The following is a 16,696-nucleotide window of genomic DNA, read 5'->3' as shown; positions in this document are numbered from 1 at the left end:
AGCGTTTCAACCTGAGCCGGACGCTGTAAAGAATGTGGCCGCTACCTTGCGGCCACATTTCATATATAACCCGTAGTACGTATTTGAAAGAGTCTTACCATGATCGCGATGACGGACCCGCGCAACGACGACAAAAATCTTTGGGTCAACTGGGATGAATATCACCGGTTGATCGAAGTCCTCGCGCTCAAAGTACACGACTCAGGCTGGAAGTTCGACAAGATCCTGTGTCTGGCGCGCGGCGGGCTGCGCGTCGGCGACCAACTTTCGCGCATTTACGACTTGCCGCTCGCCATTCTCGCAACGAGTTCGTATCGCGAAGCCGCGGGCACGGAGCAGGGCGATCTCGACATCGCGCAGTACATCACCATGACGCGCGGCGAGTTGTCCGGCAACGTCTTGCTGGTGGACGATCTGGTCGACTCAGGCGTTACGCTCGCGCGCGTGCAGGAGCATCTGAAGGAGCGCTATCCGGCCATTACGGCGGTGCGCTCGGCCGTGCTCTGGTACAAGGCGTGCTCGAAGGTTACGCCCGACTATCACGTGCAGTTTCTCGAAACCAATCCGTGGATTCATCAACCGTTCGAGGAGTGGGACACGGTACGGCCGCACAATCTCGGCGCCTGGATCAAGCGGGGCCTGCAGAACAGCCGCGAGTGAGCGCCACTTCGTCGCCTCGTTCTTGCTGCCCGATAACGGGCAAGACGCCGTTCGTCCCGCTTCATGCCGGGCGCAACGGCGTTTTTGCTTTGGGTCACCTAATTTCACAGACGCAGCCAAGCGCCCTGAATCGTTCAGCCGACGCGCACGAAACGCGATGCTAAACTCACACACGCGTGTTGCCGGGCAATACGAGAGGCAGCGTTTTTGCACGCGACGTTAGATAGAATGGCGTTCGTTTCTTTCCGCCCTGGACGGACATCTCGCTTTTATGACTAACATGACTCACGCGCAAGAGCATAAACAGCCTTTGCCATCTCTTGCGCTCGCCGCCATTGGCGTCGTCTTTGGCGACATCGGTACGAGTCCGCTCTATTCCCTGAAGGAAGCCTTCAGCCCGTCGCACGGCATCGCGCTTTCCGAGGCGTCCATTCTCGGCGTCATCTCCTTGCTCTTCTGGGCCATCGTCATGGTGGTCGCGGTCAAGTACGTGCTCTTCGTCATGCGCGCCGACAACAACGGCGAAGGCGGCGTGTTCGCCATGATGACGCTCGCGCTGCGCAGCGTGAAGGAGCCGGGCCGCATGTCGGGCGTGCTGCTGATGCTAGGCATCTTCGGCGCCTGCATGTTCTATGGCGATGCGGTCATCACGCCCGCCATGTCGGTCATCTCGGCGGTGGAAGGGCTGGAACTCGCCGCACCGAAGCTGTCGCCTTACGTGCTGCCGATCACCATGGTCATCCTGGTCCTGCTGTTCTGGATTCAGCGCCATGGCACGGCAGTGGTCGGCAAGCTGTTCGGCCCGATCATGCTGGTGTGGTTCATCACGCTCGCCGTGCTGGGCGCTTATCACATCGTGCTCGCACCGGGCGTGCTGGTCGCACTCAACCCGTACTATGCAATCTCGTTCATGGCCTCGCACGTGTTGCAGGCGTATATCGTGCTCGGCTCCGTCGTGCTGGTGCTGACCGGCGCGGAAGCGCTCTATGCCGATATGGGCCACTTCGGCGCGAAGCCCATTCGCTGCGGCTGGTACGCGCTCGTCATGCCGTCGCTTCTGCTGAATTACTTCGGGCAGGGCGCGTTGCTCATGCATACGCCGTCGGCCATCGAAAGTCCGTTCTTCTTGCTGGCGCCAGACTGGGCCTTGCTCCCGCTCGTGATCCTTTCCACCGTCGCCACGGTGATTGCATCGCAGGCAGTGATTTCGGGCGCGTATTCGCTGACGAGTCAGGCTATTCAGCTCGGTTACGTGCCGCGCATGAAGATCCTGCATACGTCGGAACTGGCGATCGGGCAGATCTATATTCCGCTCGTCAACTGGATGCTGCTCTTCATCATTCTGTGCATCGTGGTGGGCTTCAAGAGTTCGGAGAATCTGGCGGCGGCTTATGGACTCGCCGTGACCGCGACCATGCTCGTCACGACCATCCTGCTCTCGGTGGTGATGGTCAATCTCTGGGGCTGGAACCGCTGGCTCGTCGGCGCGCTGATCGCGGTGCTGCTCACGATCGACATCGGCTTCTTCGGCGCGAGTCTCTTGAAGATCGGGCAGGGCGGCTGGCTGCCGCTGTGCATCGGCGGAATACTCTTCTTCCTGCTGATGACCTGGTACAAAGGCCGCATGATCGTGAAGGATCGCACGGCCGCCGACGGTATTCCGCTCATGCCGTTCCTGCAAGGGCTGCTCGCGCATCCGCCGCATCGCGTGTCGGGTACGGCGATCTACCTGACAGGCAGCGATTCGCTCGTGCCCGTGAGTCTTCTGCACAACCTGAAGCACAACAAGGTGCTGCACGAGCGCACCATTTTCCTGAACTTCATCACGCGCGATATCCCGTATGTGGACGGCGCGCATCGCATGGAAGTGAAGGACGTTGGCGGCGGGCTCTTTCTCGTGAAGGCCGCGTATGGCTTCAATGAAACGCCGGACGTGAAAGCCGTGCTCGAACAGATCACGCGCACGCACGCAATGACGTTCGAACTCATGGACACGTCGTTCTTCATGGCGCGTGAAACCGTGGTGCCGACCGAGTTGCCGGGCATGTCGGTGTGGCGCGAGCGCGTGTTCGCGTGGATGCATCAGAACGCCGCGAAGCCGACGGACTTCTTCAGCATTCCGGCCAATCGCGTCGTGGAGTTGGGCACGAAGATCGAAATCTGACGAGCGCTTGCTCCCGGAAACAAAAAACCCACGCCGCAAAGCGTGGGTTTTTTGTTTGAAGCGTGCCGGCTGTCAGCGTTTGAGCTTGGCGAAAGCAGCGGCCATCGCGCCACCCGGTTCCGGCTCGCGGCGCTGATTATTCGAACGCGCATCGCGCCCGCCGCCCGCGCGCCGGTCCTGCTGGCCTGCACGCGGTTGCGAAGGCGCGCCGCTGCCTGCCGCTGCCGGCGGGAAGTCATCGTCGAGACGCATGGTCAGCGAGATGCGCTGCCGCTTCACATCCGTTTCGAGCACCTTCACCTTGACGACCTGGCCTGCCTTCACGACTTCATGCGGGTCCTTGATGAACTTCGTCGACAGCGCGGAAACGTGCACGAGTCCGTCCTGATGCACGCCGATATCGACAAACGCGCCGAACGCCGCGACGTTCGTCACCACGCCTTCGAGCACCATGCCGGGTTCGAGATCCGCGATCTTCTCGATGCCTTCGCGGAACGTCGCCGTCTTGAACTCCGGACGCGGATCGCGGCCCGGCTTTTCCAGTTCGGCGAGGATGTCGCGCACGGTCGGCAGACCGAAGCGGTCGTCGACGAATTCGGTGGGCGAAAGGCCCGTGAGCGCTTCACGCTTGCCGAGCACATCGCCGACATGCTTCTTGATTTTCGCGAGAATGCGCTCGACGACCGGATACGCTTCCGGGTGCACCGACGAGCGATCCAGCGGATTCTCGCCGTTGTTGATGCGCAGAAAACCCGCGGCCTGCTCGAACGTCTTGTCGCCGAGACGCGGCACCTTCTTCAAATTCTCGCGCGACGCAAACGGCCCGTTGGCATCGCGATAATCGACGATATTGCGTGCAAGCGTCGCGTTCAAACCGGATACGCGCGCAAGCAGCGCGACCGAAGCCGTGTTGGCATCGACGCCGACGGCGTTCACGCAATCTTCGACGACCGCATCGAGCGAGCGTGCGAGTTCGCGCTGATTCACGTCATGCTGGTACTGGCCGACGCCGATCGCTTTCGGGTCGATCTTGACGAGTTCCGCGAGCGGGTCCTGCAGACGGCGCGCAATGGAAACCGCGCCGCGCAGTGAAACATCGAGGTCCGGAAATTCCTTCGCCGCGAGTTCGGAAGCCGAATATACCGACGCGCCCGCTTCGGACACGACGATCTTCTGCAGCTTGAGTTCGGGATGCTTCGCGATGAGCTCGCTCGCGAGCTTGTCGGTTTCGCGCGATGCCGTGCCATTGCCGATGGAAATGAGCTCTGCCTGCGTCGCCTTGGCAATGCGCGCGAGCTTCGCGAGCGAACCGTCCCAGTCGCGGCGCGGCTCGTGCGGATAGATGGTGTCGGTGGCCAGCACCTTGCCCGTGCGATCGACGACGGCGACTTTCACGCCGGTGCGCAGACCCGGATCGAGGCCAATCACGGCTTTCGGGCCAGCGGGCGCGGCGAGCAGCAAGTCCTTCAGATTGCGCGCGAACACGCGAATGGCTTCGTGCTCGGCTTCCTCGCGCAACTTGGTGAGCAGTTCGTTTTCGATATGCGGCTGCACCTTGACACGCCAGCACCAGCGGCACACGTCGGCGAGCCATTTGTCGCCCGCGCGGCCGCGATTGGCGATGCCCACGTGCTGCGCGATCATCACTTCGCCAGGATGCGGCGTTTGTGCGTCGAGTTCCTCGCCGAGCCCGAGTTTCACGCTCAGGACGCCCGCGTTACGGCCACGGAACAGCGCGAGCGCGCGATGCGACGGCACCGTGCGGATGGTTTCGCTGTAGTCGTAGTAGTCGCGGAATTTTTCGCCTTCCTCGCCTTGCTTGCCCTCGACCACGGTCGACATGACAAGCCCCTGGTTGAACAGGTGCTCGCGCAGCTTACCGAGAATCTCGGCCGTTTCGCCGAACTGCTCGGACAGGATATCGCGTGCGCCGTCGAGCGCGGCCTTGATATCGGCGACGCCTTTTTCGGTATCGACGAACTTCGCGGCTTCGCTCTGCGGATCGAGCGTCGGGTCGGCGAGGAGCGCCTGTGCGAGCGGTTCCAGGCCGGCTTCGCGAGCAATCTGCGCGCGCGTGCGGCGCTTCGGCTTATACGGCAGATACAGGTCTTCCAGCACCTGCTTGCTGTCCGCGCCTTCGATCGATGTACGCAGTTCGTCGGTGAGCTTGCCTTGCTCGTCGATGCTCGAAAGAATCGTGGCGCGCCGGTCTTCGAGTTCGCGCAAATACAGGAGGCGTTCTTCGAGCGTGCGCAGTTGCGTGTCGTCGAGATTGCCGGTCACTTCCTTGCGATACCGGGCGATGAACGGGACAGTCGAGCCTTCATCCAGAAGCTGCACGGCGGCGGCCACCTGGCGCGGCTGCACGGTAAGCTCGGTGGCAATGCGCTGTACGATCTTGAGTGCTACGGTTTGCGTCATGGTCTGCGCTGTCTGCTCTCTGCTGGCCTTGTGCAACGGCAAGACGCAGGGCGCGCATCTCGTGCGACGCGTTGCGCGCTTTACGCCCTGTGTCCCGCTTGGTGCGCGCTGACTACTTCTTGCGCCTCGCAAAGCGGGCGTGCTGCCGGTTGCGGCCGGGTTGCTTGAGCGGGGGATTTTGCCATAAATGGAGAAGGGCTCCGGTTCACGGTGATAGAATTTCGGCATCGCGCAGGCTGCATTGCGTCTGTCGTTGCATCGCTTAATGCATCGGGTCTTTATCACGTTGCCGTCCATTCATTTGCCCAAACTTCGCCTTTCCCCGCTCGCGTCCAGCTGCGCCGCGTGCGCGTTTCTGTGCACGCTCGTTCTCGCGCCGAATGCCATCGCGCAGACGCCCAAGGGCATCGACCCCACCACGTCGGTGCGCGCCACGCCGCTCGGCGATGCCTCATCCGCCATGGTCAGTGCCGAGCCGAGCGCCGAAGACGCGCTCAAGGCCGACAATGCGCGCCGGCAAAAGGCGCTCGACAAACGCACCGCGCAGAACGACTACGCATACGGCGTCAAGGAACACGACTGCTACGGCAAATTCTTCGTGAACCACTGTCTCGACAACGCGCGCACGGCCATGCGTGAAGAGCGCAAGCAGATTCGCCAGCAGCAGCTCGCTCTCGACGACGAACAACGCGCCGAGCGCACGAAGCAGCGCGACGAACAGACCGCGCTCAAGCAGGCACAATACGATGCGGAAGCGCCGCAACGCGCCGCCAGCGAAAAGTCGAGCCAGCAGTCCTACGAGGAAAAGCAGCGTCAGAACGCGCTGTCCGCCGCGCAACGTCAGGCCGAGGCGCCGCAGCGCGCGGCCAATCAGGCCGCGTACGATCGCAAGCAGGCGGACTATCAGCGACAACTCGAGGAAGCGCGCGCACGCGGCGTGCAGGACGCGCAGGACCGCGAGCAGAAGGCGGACCGTTACGAACAGAAACAACGCGATGCCGCGCAGCATCGCGCGGAAGTCGAGGCGCGTCAGAAAGAAGCCGCGCGCAAGCAGCAGGAAAAGGCACAGCAAGCCCAGCAGGCGCAACAGCAGCAACAGCAGCAACAGCAGCAACAGCAGCAACCAGGTAAGTGACGCCCAAGGCACCGCCCGGGCGATGAGGATGAAAGGAGGCGAGCATGCAGCAGCGCTTGAACGCACCCCGACAACCCGCCGTGGATGCCACCGTGCTCCGCGATCGCATCACGCAATTGCAGGAAGAGCATCACGGCTTGTCCACGCTCATCGACAAGATGGGCGGTATCGACGACCTCGAGCTCAGGCGCTTGAAAAAGCGCAAGCTCAAGGTGAAAGACACCATACTTCTGCTGCAACTGCAGCTCGACGGCGACGCGCATTGAAGCGCATCGACGCGGGTCGAGGCGCTTGAGGCAGCAAAGCGCCGCCATGCGCCGTGACCGCAACCGCAGGATCTAGCCCCGCCTTGAACTTACCCGCACAACCCCGCGACAGCGCAAGCGCTGCGCTCGAACTCACGGACAAGCGCCGCACGGAACTCGACGCCATCTTCTCCGCCGAAGGCCTTCTGGCGCGCGCGATCGACGGCTATCGGCCGCGCGCGTCGCAGATCGACATGGCGCGCTCCGTCGCCGCCGCGATGGAAGCGTCCGGCCGCGCCATGCCCGAACCCGCGATGTTCGAATTGCAGCGCCGCCCGGCGCGCAAGCTCGGGCCATCGGACAAGCCGCATGCGGTAGACGAGGCATCCGCCGACGACGTGGGTATCGCCACCGCGACGAGCGCCGTCGATGGCGGCGAGAACACGCTGATCGTCGAGGCGGGAACGGGCACGGGCAAGACCTACGCTTATCTCGTTCCGGCCATGTTGTGGGGCGGCAAGGTCATCGTTTCGACCGGGACCAAACACTTGCAGGATCAGCTCTTTCAGCGCGATATCCCGACCGTGCGCGACGCGCTCGCCGTGCCGGTCACCGTCGCGATGCTGAAGGGCCGCGCCAACTATCTCTGCCACTACTATCTCGAACGCACCGCCGACAACGGGCGGCTGCCGACGCGTCAGGACACGTCGCATCTGCAGGAGATCGTGCGCTTCGCCAAGATCACGCGCACGGGCGACAAGGCCGAACTTGCGAGTGTCCCCGAGAACTCGCCCGTCTGGCCGATGGTCACGTCCACGCGCGACAATTGCCTTGGACAAGATTGCCCGCATTACAAGAATTGCTTCGTGATGCAGGCGCGCCGCGAAGCGCAACAGGCGGACATCGTGGTGGTGAACCATCACCTGTTCTTCGCCGATGTAATGCTGCGCGACACCGGCATGGCCGAACTCTTGCCGATGGCGAACACCATCATCTTCGACGAGGCGCATCAGTTGCCCGAGACGGCGACGCTCTTTTTCGGCGAGACGCTTTCGACCACGCAACTGCTCGAACTCGCCCGCGATGCGGTGGCCGAAGGTTTGTCCCACGCTCGCGACGCCGCCGACTGGACCAAGCTCGGCGCGGCGCTCGAACGCGCGGCGCGCGACCTGCGGCTCGCATTCCGGGAAGATTCGATTCGCCTCTCGCTCGGCCAGCTCGCCGATGGGCATCCGCTTTTCGAAGCGCTCGACACGCTACAAACCCATCTCGATGCACTCACGGCCGCGCTCGGCGCACACGGCGAGCGCGCGGAGTCGCTGCAGGCGCTGGTGCGGCGCGCGCGCGAATTGCAAGGGCTTTTGTCGGGCTGGACCAAGCCGCCGACCGCGCTCGAACGTGCAGTGGTCGAAGACGCGGATACCGCCGCCGAAGCCGCGCGCGACGAGCCCAACGAGATGGTGCGCTGGATCGAAGTGTTCTCGCACACGGTGCAACTGCACGAGACGCCGCTGTCGGTCGCGCCGATCTTCGCGAAGCAGCGCGCGGGCGTGCCGCGTGCCTGGATCTTCACCTCCGCGACGCTTTCGGTGCGTGGCGATTTCACGCATTACGCGGCGCAAATGGGTTTGAACGCGCGCCGTTCGATGACCTTGCCGAGTCCCTTCGATTACCCGTCGCAGGGCCTTTTGTACGTGCCGCGCAATCTGCCGCAGCCGTCCTCGCCGCAGTTCACCGACGCCGTCTTCGACGCCGCGTTGCCGGTGATCGAGGCATCGGGTGGCGGCGTGTTCATGCTGTGCACGACGCTGCGCGCGGTCGATCGCATCTCCCAGCGTCTGCGCGACGTGATCGAGCGGCGCGGCTGGGACAATCCGCTGCTCGTGCAGGGCGACGCGAGCCGTACCGAGTTGCTCGACCGTTTCCGCGCGTATGGCAATGCGATTCTCGTCGGCAGCCAGAGCTTCTGGGAAGGTGTCGACGTGCGTGGCGATGCGCTTTCGCTCGTGGTCATCGACAAACTACCGTTCGCGCCGCCCGACGATCCCGTGCTTGCCGCGCGCCTCGACGCGCTCACGAAGAAAGGCTTGAGCCCGTTCGCCGTGCATCAGTTGCCGCAGGCCGTCATCACGCTCAAGCAGGGCGCGGGGCGGCTGATTCGCGCGGAGACGGATCGCGGCGTGCTCATGATCTGTGACACGCGGCTCGTCGATAAACCATACGGCCGACGCATCTGGCAAAGCCTGCCGCCGTTCAAGCGCACGCGTGAACTGGAAGTCGCGCGGGCGTTTTTCAGCGAAGCGGCGGACGCGTCGGCGGAGCTTGCCGAGTAAGGCTTGCAGCAGGGCGCGGGAGCGGTTGATCGACAAACAAAATGGGCGCCGAAGCGCCCATTTTTGCCTGACCAGCCGAACGATCTCGCGTTCTGCTTACCAGATCTGATACCACGCCTTTTCCGCGCTCGCGCGACGCTTGCCCGTGACATACGGGCTGTCGGGGAACGTGGCGGCAAGCACGCGCTTGGTGTCGTCGGCGAGTTGCGGCTGATCGAGCTTCTCGTATGAGAGCATCATGAGATGCAGCGCTTCTTCGGTGGCCGGCGCGTTCTTGTATTCGCGAATGGCGAGTTGCGCCCGGTTGATGGACGCGACATACGCGCCGCGACGATAGTAGTAATCCGCCGCGTGGACTTCGTGCGAAGCGAGCGCGTTCACGATATAGCGCATGCGTTGCGCGGCGTCGGGCGCATACTTGCTTTGCGGATATTTATCGACCACGACCTTGAACGCGTCATACGACTCGCGCAGCGACTTCGGGTCGCGCTCGCTCATGTCCTGGCCGGAGAAGCGGCCGAAGAGTCCGAGGTCGTCGTTGAAGTGAATCATGCCTTTCAGGTAGTAGGCATAAGAGATGTCCGGATGATCCGGGTGCAGCTTGATGAACCGGTCGATTGCCTGATCCGCCGATGCGGTCTCGCCGTCTTTCCAGTTGCAGTAAGCCACGTTGATCTGCGCCTGCTGCGCGAAGTGACCGAACGGATCGCGGCCTTCGAGCGCTTCGAAATACTTGGAGCACTTGCCCCAGTCGCGGCCTGAAAGCGCGTCCTGGGCCTCCGTATATAATTTGTTGTTGTTCCACGTAGCCGTTTCGTCGGTCTTCTCCGGCAAGCCGTGGCAGGCCGTGACAATGGCGACGCTCGCGCCCAGCGCCAGATACTTGATCGATTGCTGCATCGATTGATGAATGGTGTTGAAGGCTCGCATTAGTGCTTGCTGTTCCTGGCTGAATCTCGCTATGTCTAGCTGTGTGTCCGGTGCGGTTTTCGCTCAAGATTTTCCGTTTGGAAATCCCTCGAATTCCGCCCGGTTTCCCGGTCCGCAACGGTCTGGCGCGGCTTCCTTGCATTGCCTGCATTGAAGTTTGCCCGGCAGTGTCGCGCGCTGTAAAGAACGTCTTGCGCAATGTCCCGAACTGCAGCCCGAGATGAAGACTGACTCACCGGGTACAACCCGATATCCCGTTCAAATGACCCGCTCAAGTACACGCCGTACCAAAGACCAACTCAAAGATTATAGCCGAAGCGCCAAGCCCGACGACGCAGCTTCTACCGATTCGGACGCGCATGCGCCCGATGCCGGCACGCCGCATCGCGGCAAGGAAGCGCGGCATCGCAACGAGGAAGCGCCGCGCGAGGCGCGCGTGCCGGACGAACTCGCAGGCGAGCGGCTCGACAAGGTGCTGGCCAAGATCTTCCCCGAGTTTTCGCGCAGCCGTCTGCAAGGCTGGATCGAGGAAGGGCGCGTGCTCGTCGATGGCGCCAGCGCCAAGGTGCGCCAGCCCGTGCCGCTTGGCGCGACCATCGCGCTCGTGCCCGACCTGTTGCCCGAGCAACTCGCGTTCACGCCCGAGCCGGTGCCGCTTCACATCGTGTACGAAGACGAAACGCTCGTCGTCATCAACAAGCCCGCCGGCATGGTCGTGCATCCCGCCGCGGGGAACTGGAGCGGCACCTTGCTCAACGGTCTCCTACATCGTTATGGCGATGCGGCGGCGGGGCTGCCGCGCGCGGGCATCGTACATCGGCTGGACAAGGAGACCTCGGGGCTGATGGTCGTCGCGCGCACGCTCGAAGCCCAGACCGACCTCGTGCGGCAGTTGCAGGCGCGCACGGTGAAGCGCCGTTATGTCGCGTTCGTGTGGGGCAGGATGCCGGACGACGGCACCATCGACGCGCCCATCGGCCGCGATTCGCGCGACAGGACGCGCATGGCCGTGGTTCAAGGCGCATCGGGGAAACCGGCGCGCACGCACTTTCGCACCATCGACCGGACGCTGTGGAACGGGCAGCCCGTGAGCGCGATCCATTGCGATCTCGAAACCGGACGCACGCACCAGATTCGCGTGCACTGCGCGGCGAGCGGCCATCCGCTTCTGGGCGATCCGGTCTACGGTCACATACGCGGCCGGCGTTCGGTGACGCCGCTGCCCGACGGCTTTGCGCGTCAGGCGCTGCACGCGTGGCGGCTCGGTCTGGTTCATCCGGCAACGGGCAAGCAGGTGCACTGGCGCGCGGACGTGCCCGAGGATCTCGCCAAGCTCGCCACGGAACTCGGCTTCGGGCGCGACGACGAAGTCGAACTAGACGAAGACGACGACTTCCCGCAAGTCTATGAAATGGATGACGGCGAAGACTGGGACGACGAATACGACGACGAAGAAGGCGAACACGATGCCGATGACGAGGACGACGAAGCATGACCCATCGCACTGACGTCACATTGAGCGCGGATGATTGCGTGTGGCCGCAATGGCGCGTCTCGCCGCGCGTGCATGCGTTCGTGACGACCCGCGCGGGCGGCGTGAGCGGGGTGCCTTTCGGTGGCGGCACGCCGGGCGCGGGCGGTCTCAATCTTGGCTTGTCGAGCGGCGATGCGCCGGATGCCGTCATCGAAAATCGCCGTCGCGCGCTGGCGTTGACGGGCATCGGACAAGCTGCGTGGCTCGAACAGATTCACGGCACGACGGTTGAAGATGCGCACGCGGTCATCGAGCGCCGCGCAGCCGGTCCAACGCGCGCCGATGCGAGCGTGACCGACCGGCCGGGCGTCGTCTGCGTGGTGATGACGGCGGACTGTTTGCCGGTCCTCTTCTGCGACGGCGAAGGCCGCGCGGTCGGCGCCGCGCATGCGGGCTGGCGAGGTCTTGCGGGCGGTATCGTCGAGAAGACGGGCGCGCGGGTGGCGCAACTCGCGGGCGTGCCAACATCGCGCCTCAATGCTTACCTCGGTCCGGCCATTGGTCCCGCTGCATTCGAAGTGGGCGAGGACGTGCTCGATGCCTTCGTGTCGATCGCGAATGCGGACCGACGCGACCTCACCGCGGCAGCGTTCAAGCCGACCGGCGCACAAGGCAAATACTTCGCCGACATCTATACGCTTGCGCGCTTGCGTTTAGCCGATATCGGCGTGGAAGCTAAGCGCGTTCATGGCGGTACGCACTGCACGGTGAGCGAGCGAGAGCGCTTCTATTCGTATCGTCGCGATCGCGTGACAGGGCGCATGGCCGCCATGATCTGGCTTGGCGATTAACTGCTCGTCATCTGCATTCAGCGACAACTGCCAGCTTTAAGTCGCAGGAACTTGCGTAAGCCCATGCGAATGCAATATCTCGCATGGGGAAAACGATAATTAAAAAAATATCGCACTGCGGCAAAATCAGGTGAAGCATTGACATGCCTGAGTCCTAAGAGCAAGAATGTTCCCGGAATTCATTCAATCGGGCACGGCGTAGCTAGGTGACTCTTGTGGCGCGCATAGTGCGCATCGACACTTGCGCGCTGGTTGAGACAAGCCCGGCGTTGCCTGCATCAGCAATCAGTCTTGCGAGACTTACAGGTCAAAAGCGGGTATGGCTTCCAAATCTAGTTCCTCCTCTTCGTCCTCCGCCCGCTCCCGTACTGCCAGCAGTTCGACGGCTGAAGTTCCCGCTGATCCGACAGGCGTACAGCAAGCGTTCGATCAATGGCTCAACGCGTGGCGCTCGGTCGCCGATCCCGCGCAATGGGCGAAATTCAATCCCCAGACCAACGCGCAAACCAACGCGCAGACGAATGACGGAGCCGCTGCGAATAGCGCGAGCGCGCCGCCGTTCGGAGCGTTCGGTTCGTTTGGTTCGTTTCCCGGCTTGGGCGCGTTTCCGGGTTTGTCCGGTGCGGGTTTGCCCGGTGCATTTCCGAATGCATTCGGCGCGGTTCCAACCGTCATGCCGCAAATGCCCGACTTCGCGAAGATGAACGGCCTGGCCGAATTCGCCAAGCTCGCGAGCAGCATGCCGGGCTTCGGCGCGTCGATGCAGGGCTTGCCTACGTTGCCGAAGATTCCGACGGCAGCCATCGCGCCCGAGCGTCTGCAACAACTGCAAAGCAATTATTCGCGCGATGCCGCCGCATTGCTCAAGCAGGCGGGCGAGCAGAGCATCGACCCTGCATCGCTCAAGGACCGCCGCTTCACCGACACCACGTGGCAGAACACGCCGGCATATGCCTTCACGGCCGCGTGGTATCTGCTGAACGCGCGTTATCTGCAAGAACTCGCGGACGCCGTGCAGAGCGATCCCAAGACGCGCGAACGCATCCGCTTCACGGTGCAGCAATGGGCGGCTGCGGCTTCGCCGAGCAACTATCTCGCGCTCAATCCCGAAGCGCAGAAGACGCTCATCGAAAGCAAGGGCGAGAGCTTGCGCCAGGGCATGCTCAATCTACTCAACGACTTGCAGCGCGGCAAGATTTCGCAGTCGGACGAGTCGCGCTTCGCGGTTGGCAAGAACATCGGTTCGACGGAAGGCTCGGTCGTGTACGAGAACGAACTCGTGCAACTGATCCAGTACAAGCCGCTCACGCCGAAGGTTTATGCGCGGCCTTTGCTGATCGTGCCACCTTGCATCAACAAGTTTTATATCCTCGATCTTCAGCCTGAAAGCTCGCTCGTGCGTTATGCGCTCGAACAAGGGCAGCAAGTCTTTATCCTGTCGTGGCGCAATGCGGATCAATCGCTCGCCGCGAAGGAATGGGACGATTACGTCGAACAGGGCGTGCTCGAAACCATCGGCGTCATCAAGGACATCACGGGCGAGGAGCAGATCAACACGCTCGGCTTTTGCATCGGCGGAACCATTCTGGCGACGGCGCTCGCGGTAGCGAAGGCGCGCGGCGAAGAGCCGGCCGCGTCGATGACCCTGCTCACCTCGATGCTCGATTTTTCCGACACCGGCGTGCTCGACGTCTTCGTCGACGAAGCACACGTGCAGATGCGCGAGCAGTCGATCGGCGGCAAGAACGGCGCGCCCGCCGGGCTCATGCGCGGGATCGAATTCGCCAATACGTTCTCGTATCTGCGGCCGAACGATCTCGTGTGGAATTACGTCGTCGACAACTATCTCAAGGGACGCACGCCGCAAGCCTTCGACCTGCTGTTCTGGAATAGCGACTCGACCAACTTGCCCGGTCCGATGTGCGTCTGGTATTTGCGCAACACGTATCTGGAGAACAAGCTGCGCGAGCCGGGCGCGCTGACCGTGTGCGGCGAGGCGATCGATCTGTCGACGCTCTCGTTGCCCACTTTCATCTACGGTTCGCGCGAAGACCATATCGTGCCGTGGAAGTCCGCGTATGCATCCGCGCCCATTCTCACGGGCCCGCAAAAGTTCGTGCTCGGCGCGTCGGGGCACATCGCGGGCGTGATCAATCCGCCGTCGAAGAACAAGCGCAGTTTCTGGATGCTCGACAGCCATGAGGAGCGCCTGCCCGAAACCGCCGACGCGTGGTTCGAGGCAGCCACGGAACATCCGGGAAGCTGGTGGCCGACGTGGTCCGCATGGCTCGCGCAAAACGCGGGCGAGGAAGTGAAGGCGGGCACGTCGCAAGGCTCGAAGACTTATCCGGTGATCGAGCCCGCGCCCGGACGCTACGTGCTGGAACGCGACTTCTGACACGGCGCGAAGTCGCACGCATAACCGAATTCATTTGATGCCAAAGGAAACTGAAATGACTGACGTAGTGATCGTATCGGCCGCGCGTACAGGGGTCGGCAAGTTCGGTGGTTCGCTCGCGAAGATCGCGGCGCCGGAACTGGGGGCAACGGTGATTCGCGCGGTGCTGGAGCGTGCGGGACTGAAGCCGGATCAGGTGAGCGAAGTCATTCTGGGTCAGGTGCTGACCGCGGGTTCGGGGCAGAATCCGGCGCGCCAGTCGCTCATCAAGGCAGGGTTGCCCGACATGGTTCCGGGCATGACGATCAACAAGGTCTGCGGCTCGGGTTTGAAGGCCGTGATGCTCGCGGCCAACGCGATCATCGCGGGCGATGCGGATATCGTCATCGCCGGCGGTCAGGAAAACATGAGCGCGGCGCCGCACGTGCTGCCGGGCTCGCGCGACGGCTTTCGCATGGGCGACGCCAAGCTGATCGACTCCATGATCGTCGATGGCCTGTGGGACGTCTATAACAACTACCACATGGGCACGACCGCCGAGAACGTCGCGAAGGAATACGGCATCTCGCGCGAAGACCAGGACAAGTTCGCGGCGCTGTCGCAGAACAAGGCCGAGAAGGCACAGAAGGAAGGGCGCTTCGACGACGAGATCGTGCCGGTGTCCATTCCGCAGCGCAAGGGCGAGCCGCTGCGGTTTGCCACCGACGAATTCGTGCGCCACGGCGTGACGGCTGAAGCGCTTTCCACGCTCAAGCCCGCGTTTTCGAAGGAAGGCACGGTGACGGCGGCGAACGCATCGGGCATCAACGACGGCGCGGCCGCGGTCGTCGTGATGTCGGCGAAGAAGGCCGAGGCGCTCGGTCTCACGCCGCTTGCGCGCATCAAGGCTTATGCGAATGCGGGCGTCGATCCCAAGGTCATGGGCATGGGTCCCGTGCCTGCATCGAAGCGTTGTCTCGAGCGCGCGGGCTGGTCGGTGAACGACCTCGACCTGATGGAGATCAACGAAGCCTTCGCCGCGCAGGCGCTTGCCGTGCATAAGCAAATGGGCTGGGATCAGTCGAAGATCAACGTGAACGGCGGCGCAATTGCCATTGGCCATCCGATCGGTGCATCGGGCTGCCGCATTCTCGTGACGCTCTTGCACGAAATGCAGAAGCGCGATGCGAAGAAGGGTCTGGCGTCGCTGTGTATCGGCGGCGGCATGGGCGTGGCGCTTGCGCTCGAGCGTGACTGAGCGCAACACCCGAAGGCATGGGAAGGGCCAAGCGGAAGGCGTCGTTCGAACGCCGTTCCGCATAACGAAAATGGAGTGAGGAATGACAAAGCGCGTAGCGTATGTAACCGGCGGGATGGGCGGAATTGGCACGAGCATTTGCCAGCGCCTCCATAAGGATGGCTTCACGGTCGTCGCGGGCTGCGGCCCGAACTCGCCGCGCCGGGTGAAATGGCTGGAAGACCAGAAGACGCTCGGCTTCGATTTCATCGCGTCGGAAGGCAATGTGGGCGACTGGGAGTCTTCCAAGAACGCGTTCGACAAGGTCAAGGCGGAAGTCGGCGAAGTCGACGTGCTGGTGAACAACGCGGGCATCACGCGCGATGTCGTGTTCCGGAAGATGACGCATGAAGACTGGACCGCGGTCATCGACACCAACCTGACGAGTCTTTTCAACGTGACGAAGCAGGTGATCGACGGCATGGTCGAGCGCGGCTTCGGGCGCATCATCAATATTTCGTCGGTGAACGGTCAAAAAGGGCAGTTCGGCCAGACGAACTACTCCACCGCGAAGGCCGGTATTCACGGCTTCACGATGGCGCTGGCGCAGGAAGTGGCGACCAAGGGCGTGACGGTCAACACGGTGTCGCCGGGTTATATCGGCACGGAGATGGTGAAGTCCATTCGCCCCGAAGTGCTGGAGAAGATCGTGGCGACCATTCCCGTGCGCCGGCTCGGCACGCCGGATGAAATCGGCTCCATCGTCGCGTGGCTCGCTTCCGATGAATCGGGCTTCTCCACCGGCGCGGACTTCTCGCTGAACGGCGGCTTGCACATGGGCTGACGGGCGGCGGCGTTCCTCACGGAAG

At 62.8% G+C, this 16,696-nt stretch carries 12 protein-coding genes; 10 read left to right on the top strand and 2 right to left on the bottom strand.

The window, feature by feature from the left end:
• Positions 1-99 precede the first annotated feature (99 nt).
• Entirely contained in the window at positions 100-660 is a 561-nt protein-coding gene (locus tag NCR40_RS07210; protein WP_244825326.1) for a phosphoribosyltransferase, read from the top strand.
• A gap of 271 nt (positions 661-931) precedes the next feature.
• Entirely contained in the window at positions 932-2,824 is a 1,893-nt protein-coding gene (locus NCR40_RS07205) for a potassium transporter Kup (RefSeq protein WP_244825325.1), read from the top strand.
• A gap of 72 nt (positions 2,825-2,896) precedes the next feature.
• Here the strand turns inward: NCR40_RS07205 and NCR40_RS07200 are convergent, their stop codons facing one another.
• Entirely contained in the window at positions 2,897-5,245 is a 2,349-nt protein-coding gene (locus tag NCR40_RS07200; RefSeq protein ID WP_250509090.1) for a Tex family protein, read from the bottom strand.
• 265 nt (positions 5,246-5,510) lie between these two features.
• On the opposite strand from NCR40_RS07200, the gene NCR40_RS07195 reads away from it, so the two are divergent.
• From NCR40_RS07195 to yoaA, 3 genes are all read left to right on the top strand, one after another.
• The gene (locus NCR40_RS07195) at positions 5,511-6,380 is read left to right on the top strand and encodes a colicin transporter (protein ID WP_250509089.1); all 870 of its coding nucleotides are present in this window, start codon (positions 5,511-5,513) and stop codon (positions 6,378-6,380) included.
• Between the two features lie 44 nt (positions 6,381-6,424).
• Positions 6,425-6,646, top strand: coding sequence for a DUF465 domain-containing protein (locus NCR40_RS07190; RefSeq protein WP_244825322.1), 222 nt, complete (start codon positions 6,425-6,427; stop codon positions 6,644-6,646).
• An 83-nt stretch (positions 6,647-6,729) separates the two neighbouring features.
• Entirely contained in the window at positions 6,730-8,958 is a 2,229-nt protein-coding gene (gene yoaA / locus NCR40_RS07185) for a DNA repair helicase YoaA (protein WP_250509088.1), read from the top strand.
• 96 nt (positions 8,959-9,054) lie between these two features.
• Here yoaA and NCR40_RS07180 read toward each other — a convergent pair whose 3' ends face one another.
• A complete protein-coding gene (locus NCR40_RS07180) occupies positions 9,055-9,858 on the bottom strand; it encodes an outer membrane protein assembly factor BamD (protein ID WP_244828049.1) in 804 nt (267 codons plus the stop codon).
• 292 nt (positions 9,859-10,150) lie between these two features.
• Between NCR40_RS07180 and NCR40_RS07175 the strand changes: the two genes are divergently transcribed.
• From NCR40_RS07175 to NCR40_RS07155, 5 genes are all read left to right on the top strand, one after another.
• Complete coding sequence (locus tag NCR40_RS07175; protein WP_250509087.1) at positions 10,151-11,383, top strand: RluA family pseudouridine synthase; 1,233 nt, start codon at positions 10,151-10,153, stop codon at positions 11,381-11,383.
• Positions 11,380-12,213: a peptidoglycan editing factor PgeF gene (gene pgeF / locus NCR40_RS07170; RefSeq protein WP_250509086.1), complete on the top strand. Its 834-nt coding sequence runs from the start codon at positions 11,380-11,382 to the stop codon at positions 12,211-12,213. Before NCR40_RS07175 ends, pgeF begins: the two co-directional genes overlap by 4 nt.
• Positions 12,214-12,532: 319 nt before the next feature.
• Positions 12,533-14,611, top strand: coding sequence for a class I poly(R)-hydroxyalkanoic acid synthase (phaC, locus tag NCR40_RS07165; RefSeq protein WP_250509085.1), 2,079 nt, complete (start codon positions 12,533-12,535; stop codon positions 14,609-14,611).
• 55 nt (positions 14,612-14,666) lie between these two features.
• Positions 14,667-15,848: an acetyl-CoA C-acetyltransferase gene (locus NCR40_RS07160; protein ID WP_244825317.1), complete on the top strand. Its 1,182-nt coding sequence runs from the start codon at positions 14,667-14,669 to the stop codon at positions 15,846-15,848.
• An 82-nt stretch (positions 15,849-15,930) separates the two neighbouring features.
• Positions 15,931-16,671: a 3-ketoacyl-ACP reductase gene (locus NCR40_RS07155; RefSeq protein ID WP_244825316.1), complete on the top strand. Its 741-nt coding sequence runs from the start codon at positions 15,931-15,933 to the stop codon at positions 16,669-16,671.
• The last annotated feature ends 25 nt before the right edge of the window (positions 16,672-16,696 follow it).

It is taken from the genome of Caballeronia sp. GACF4 (assembly GCF_023631025.1).
GTDB lineage: Bacteria > Pseudomonadota > Gammaproteobacteria > Burkholderiales > Burkholderiaceae > Caballeronia.
This window is presented reverse-complemented; position numbering and strand designations above follow the sequence as displayed.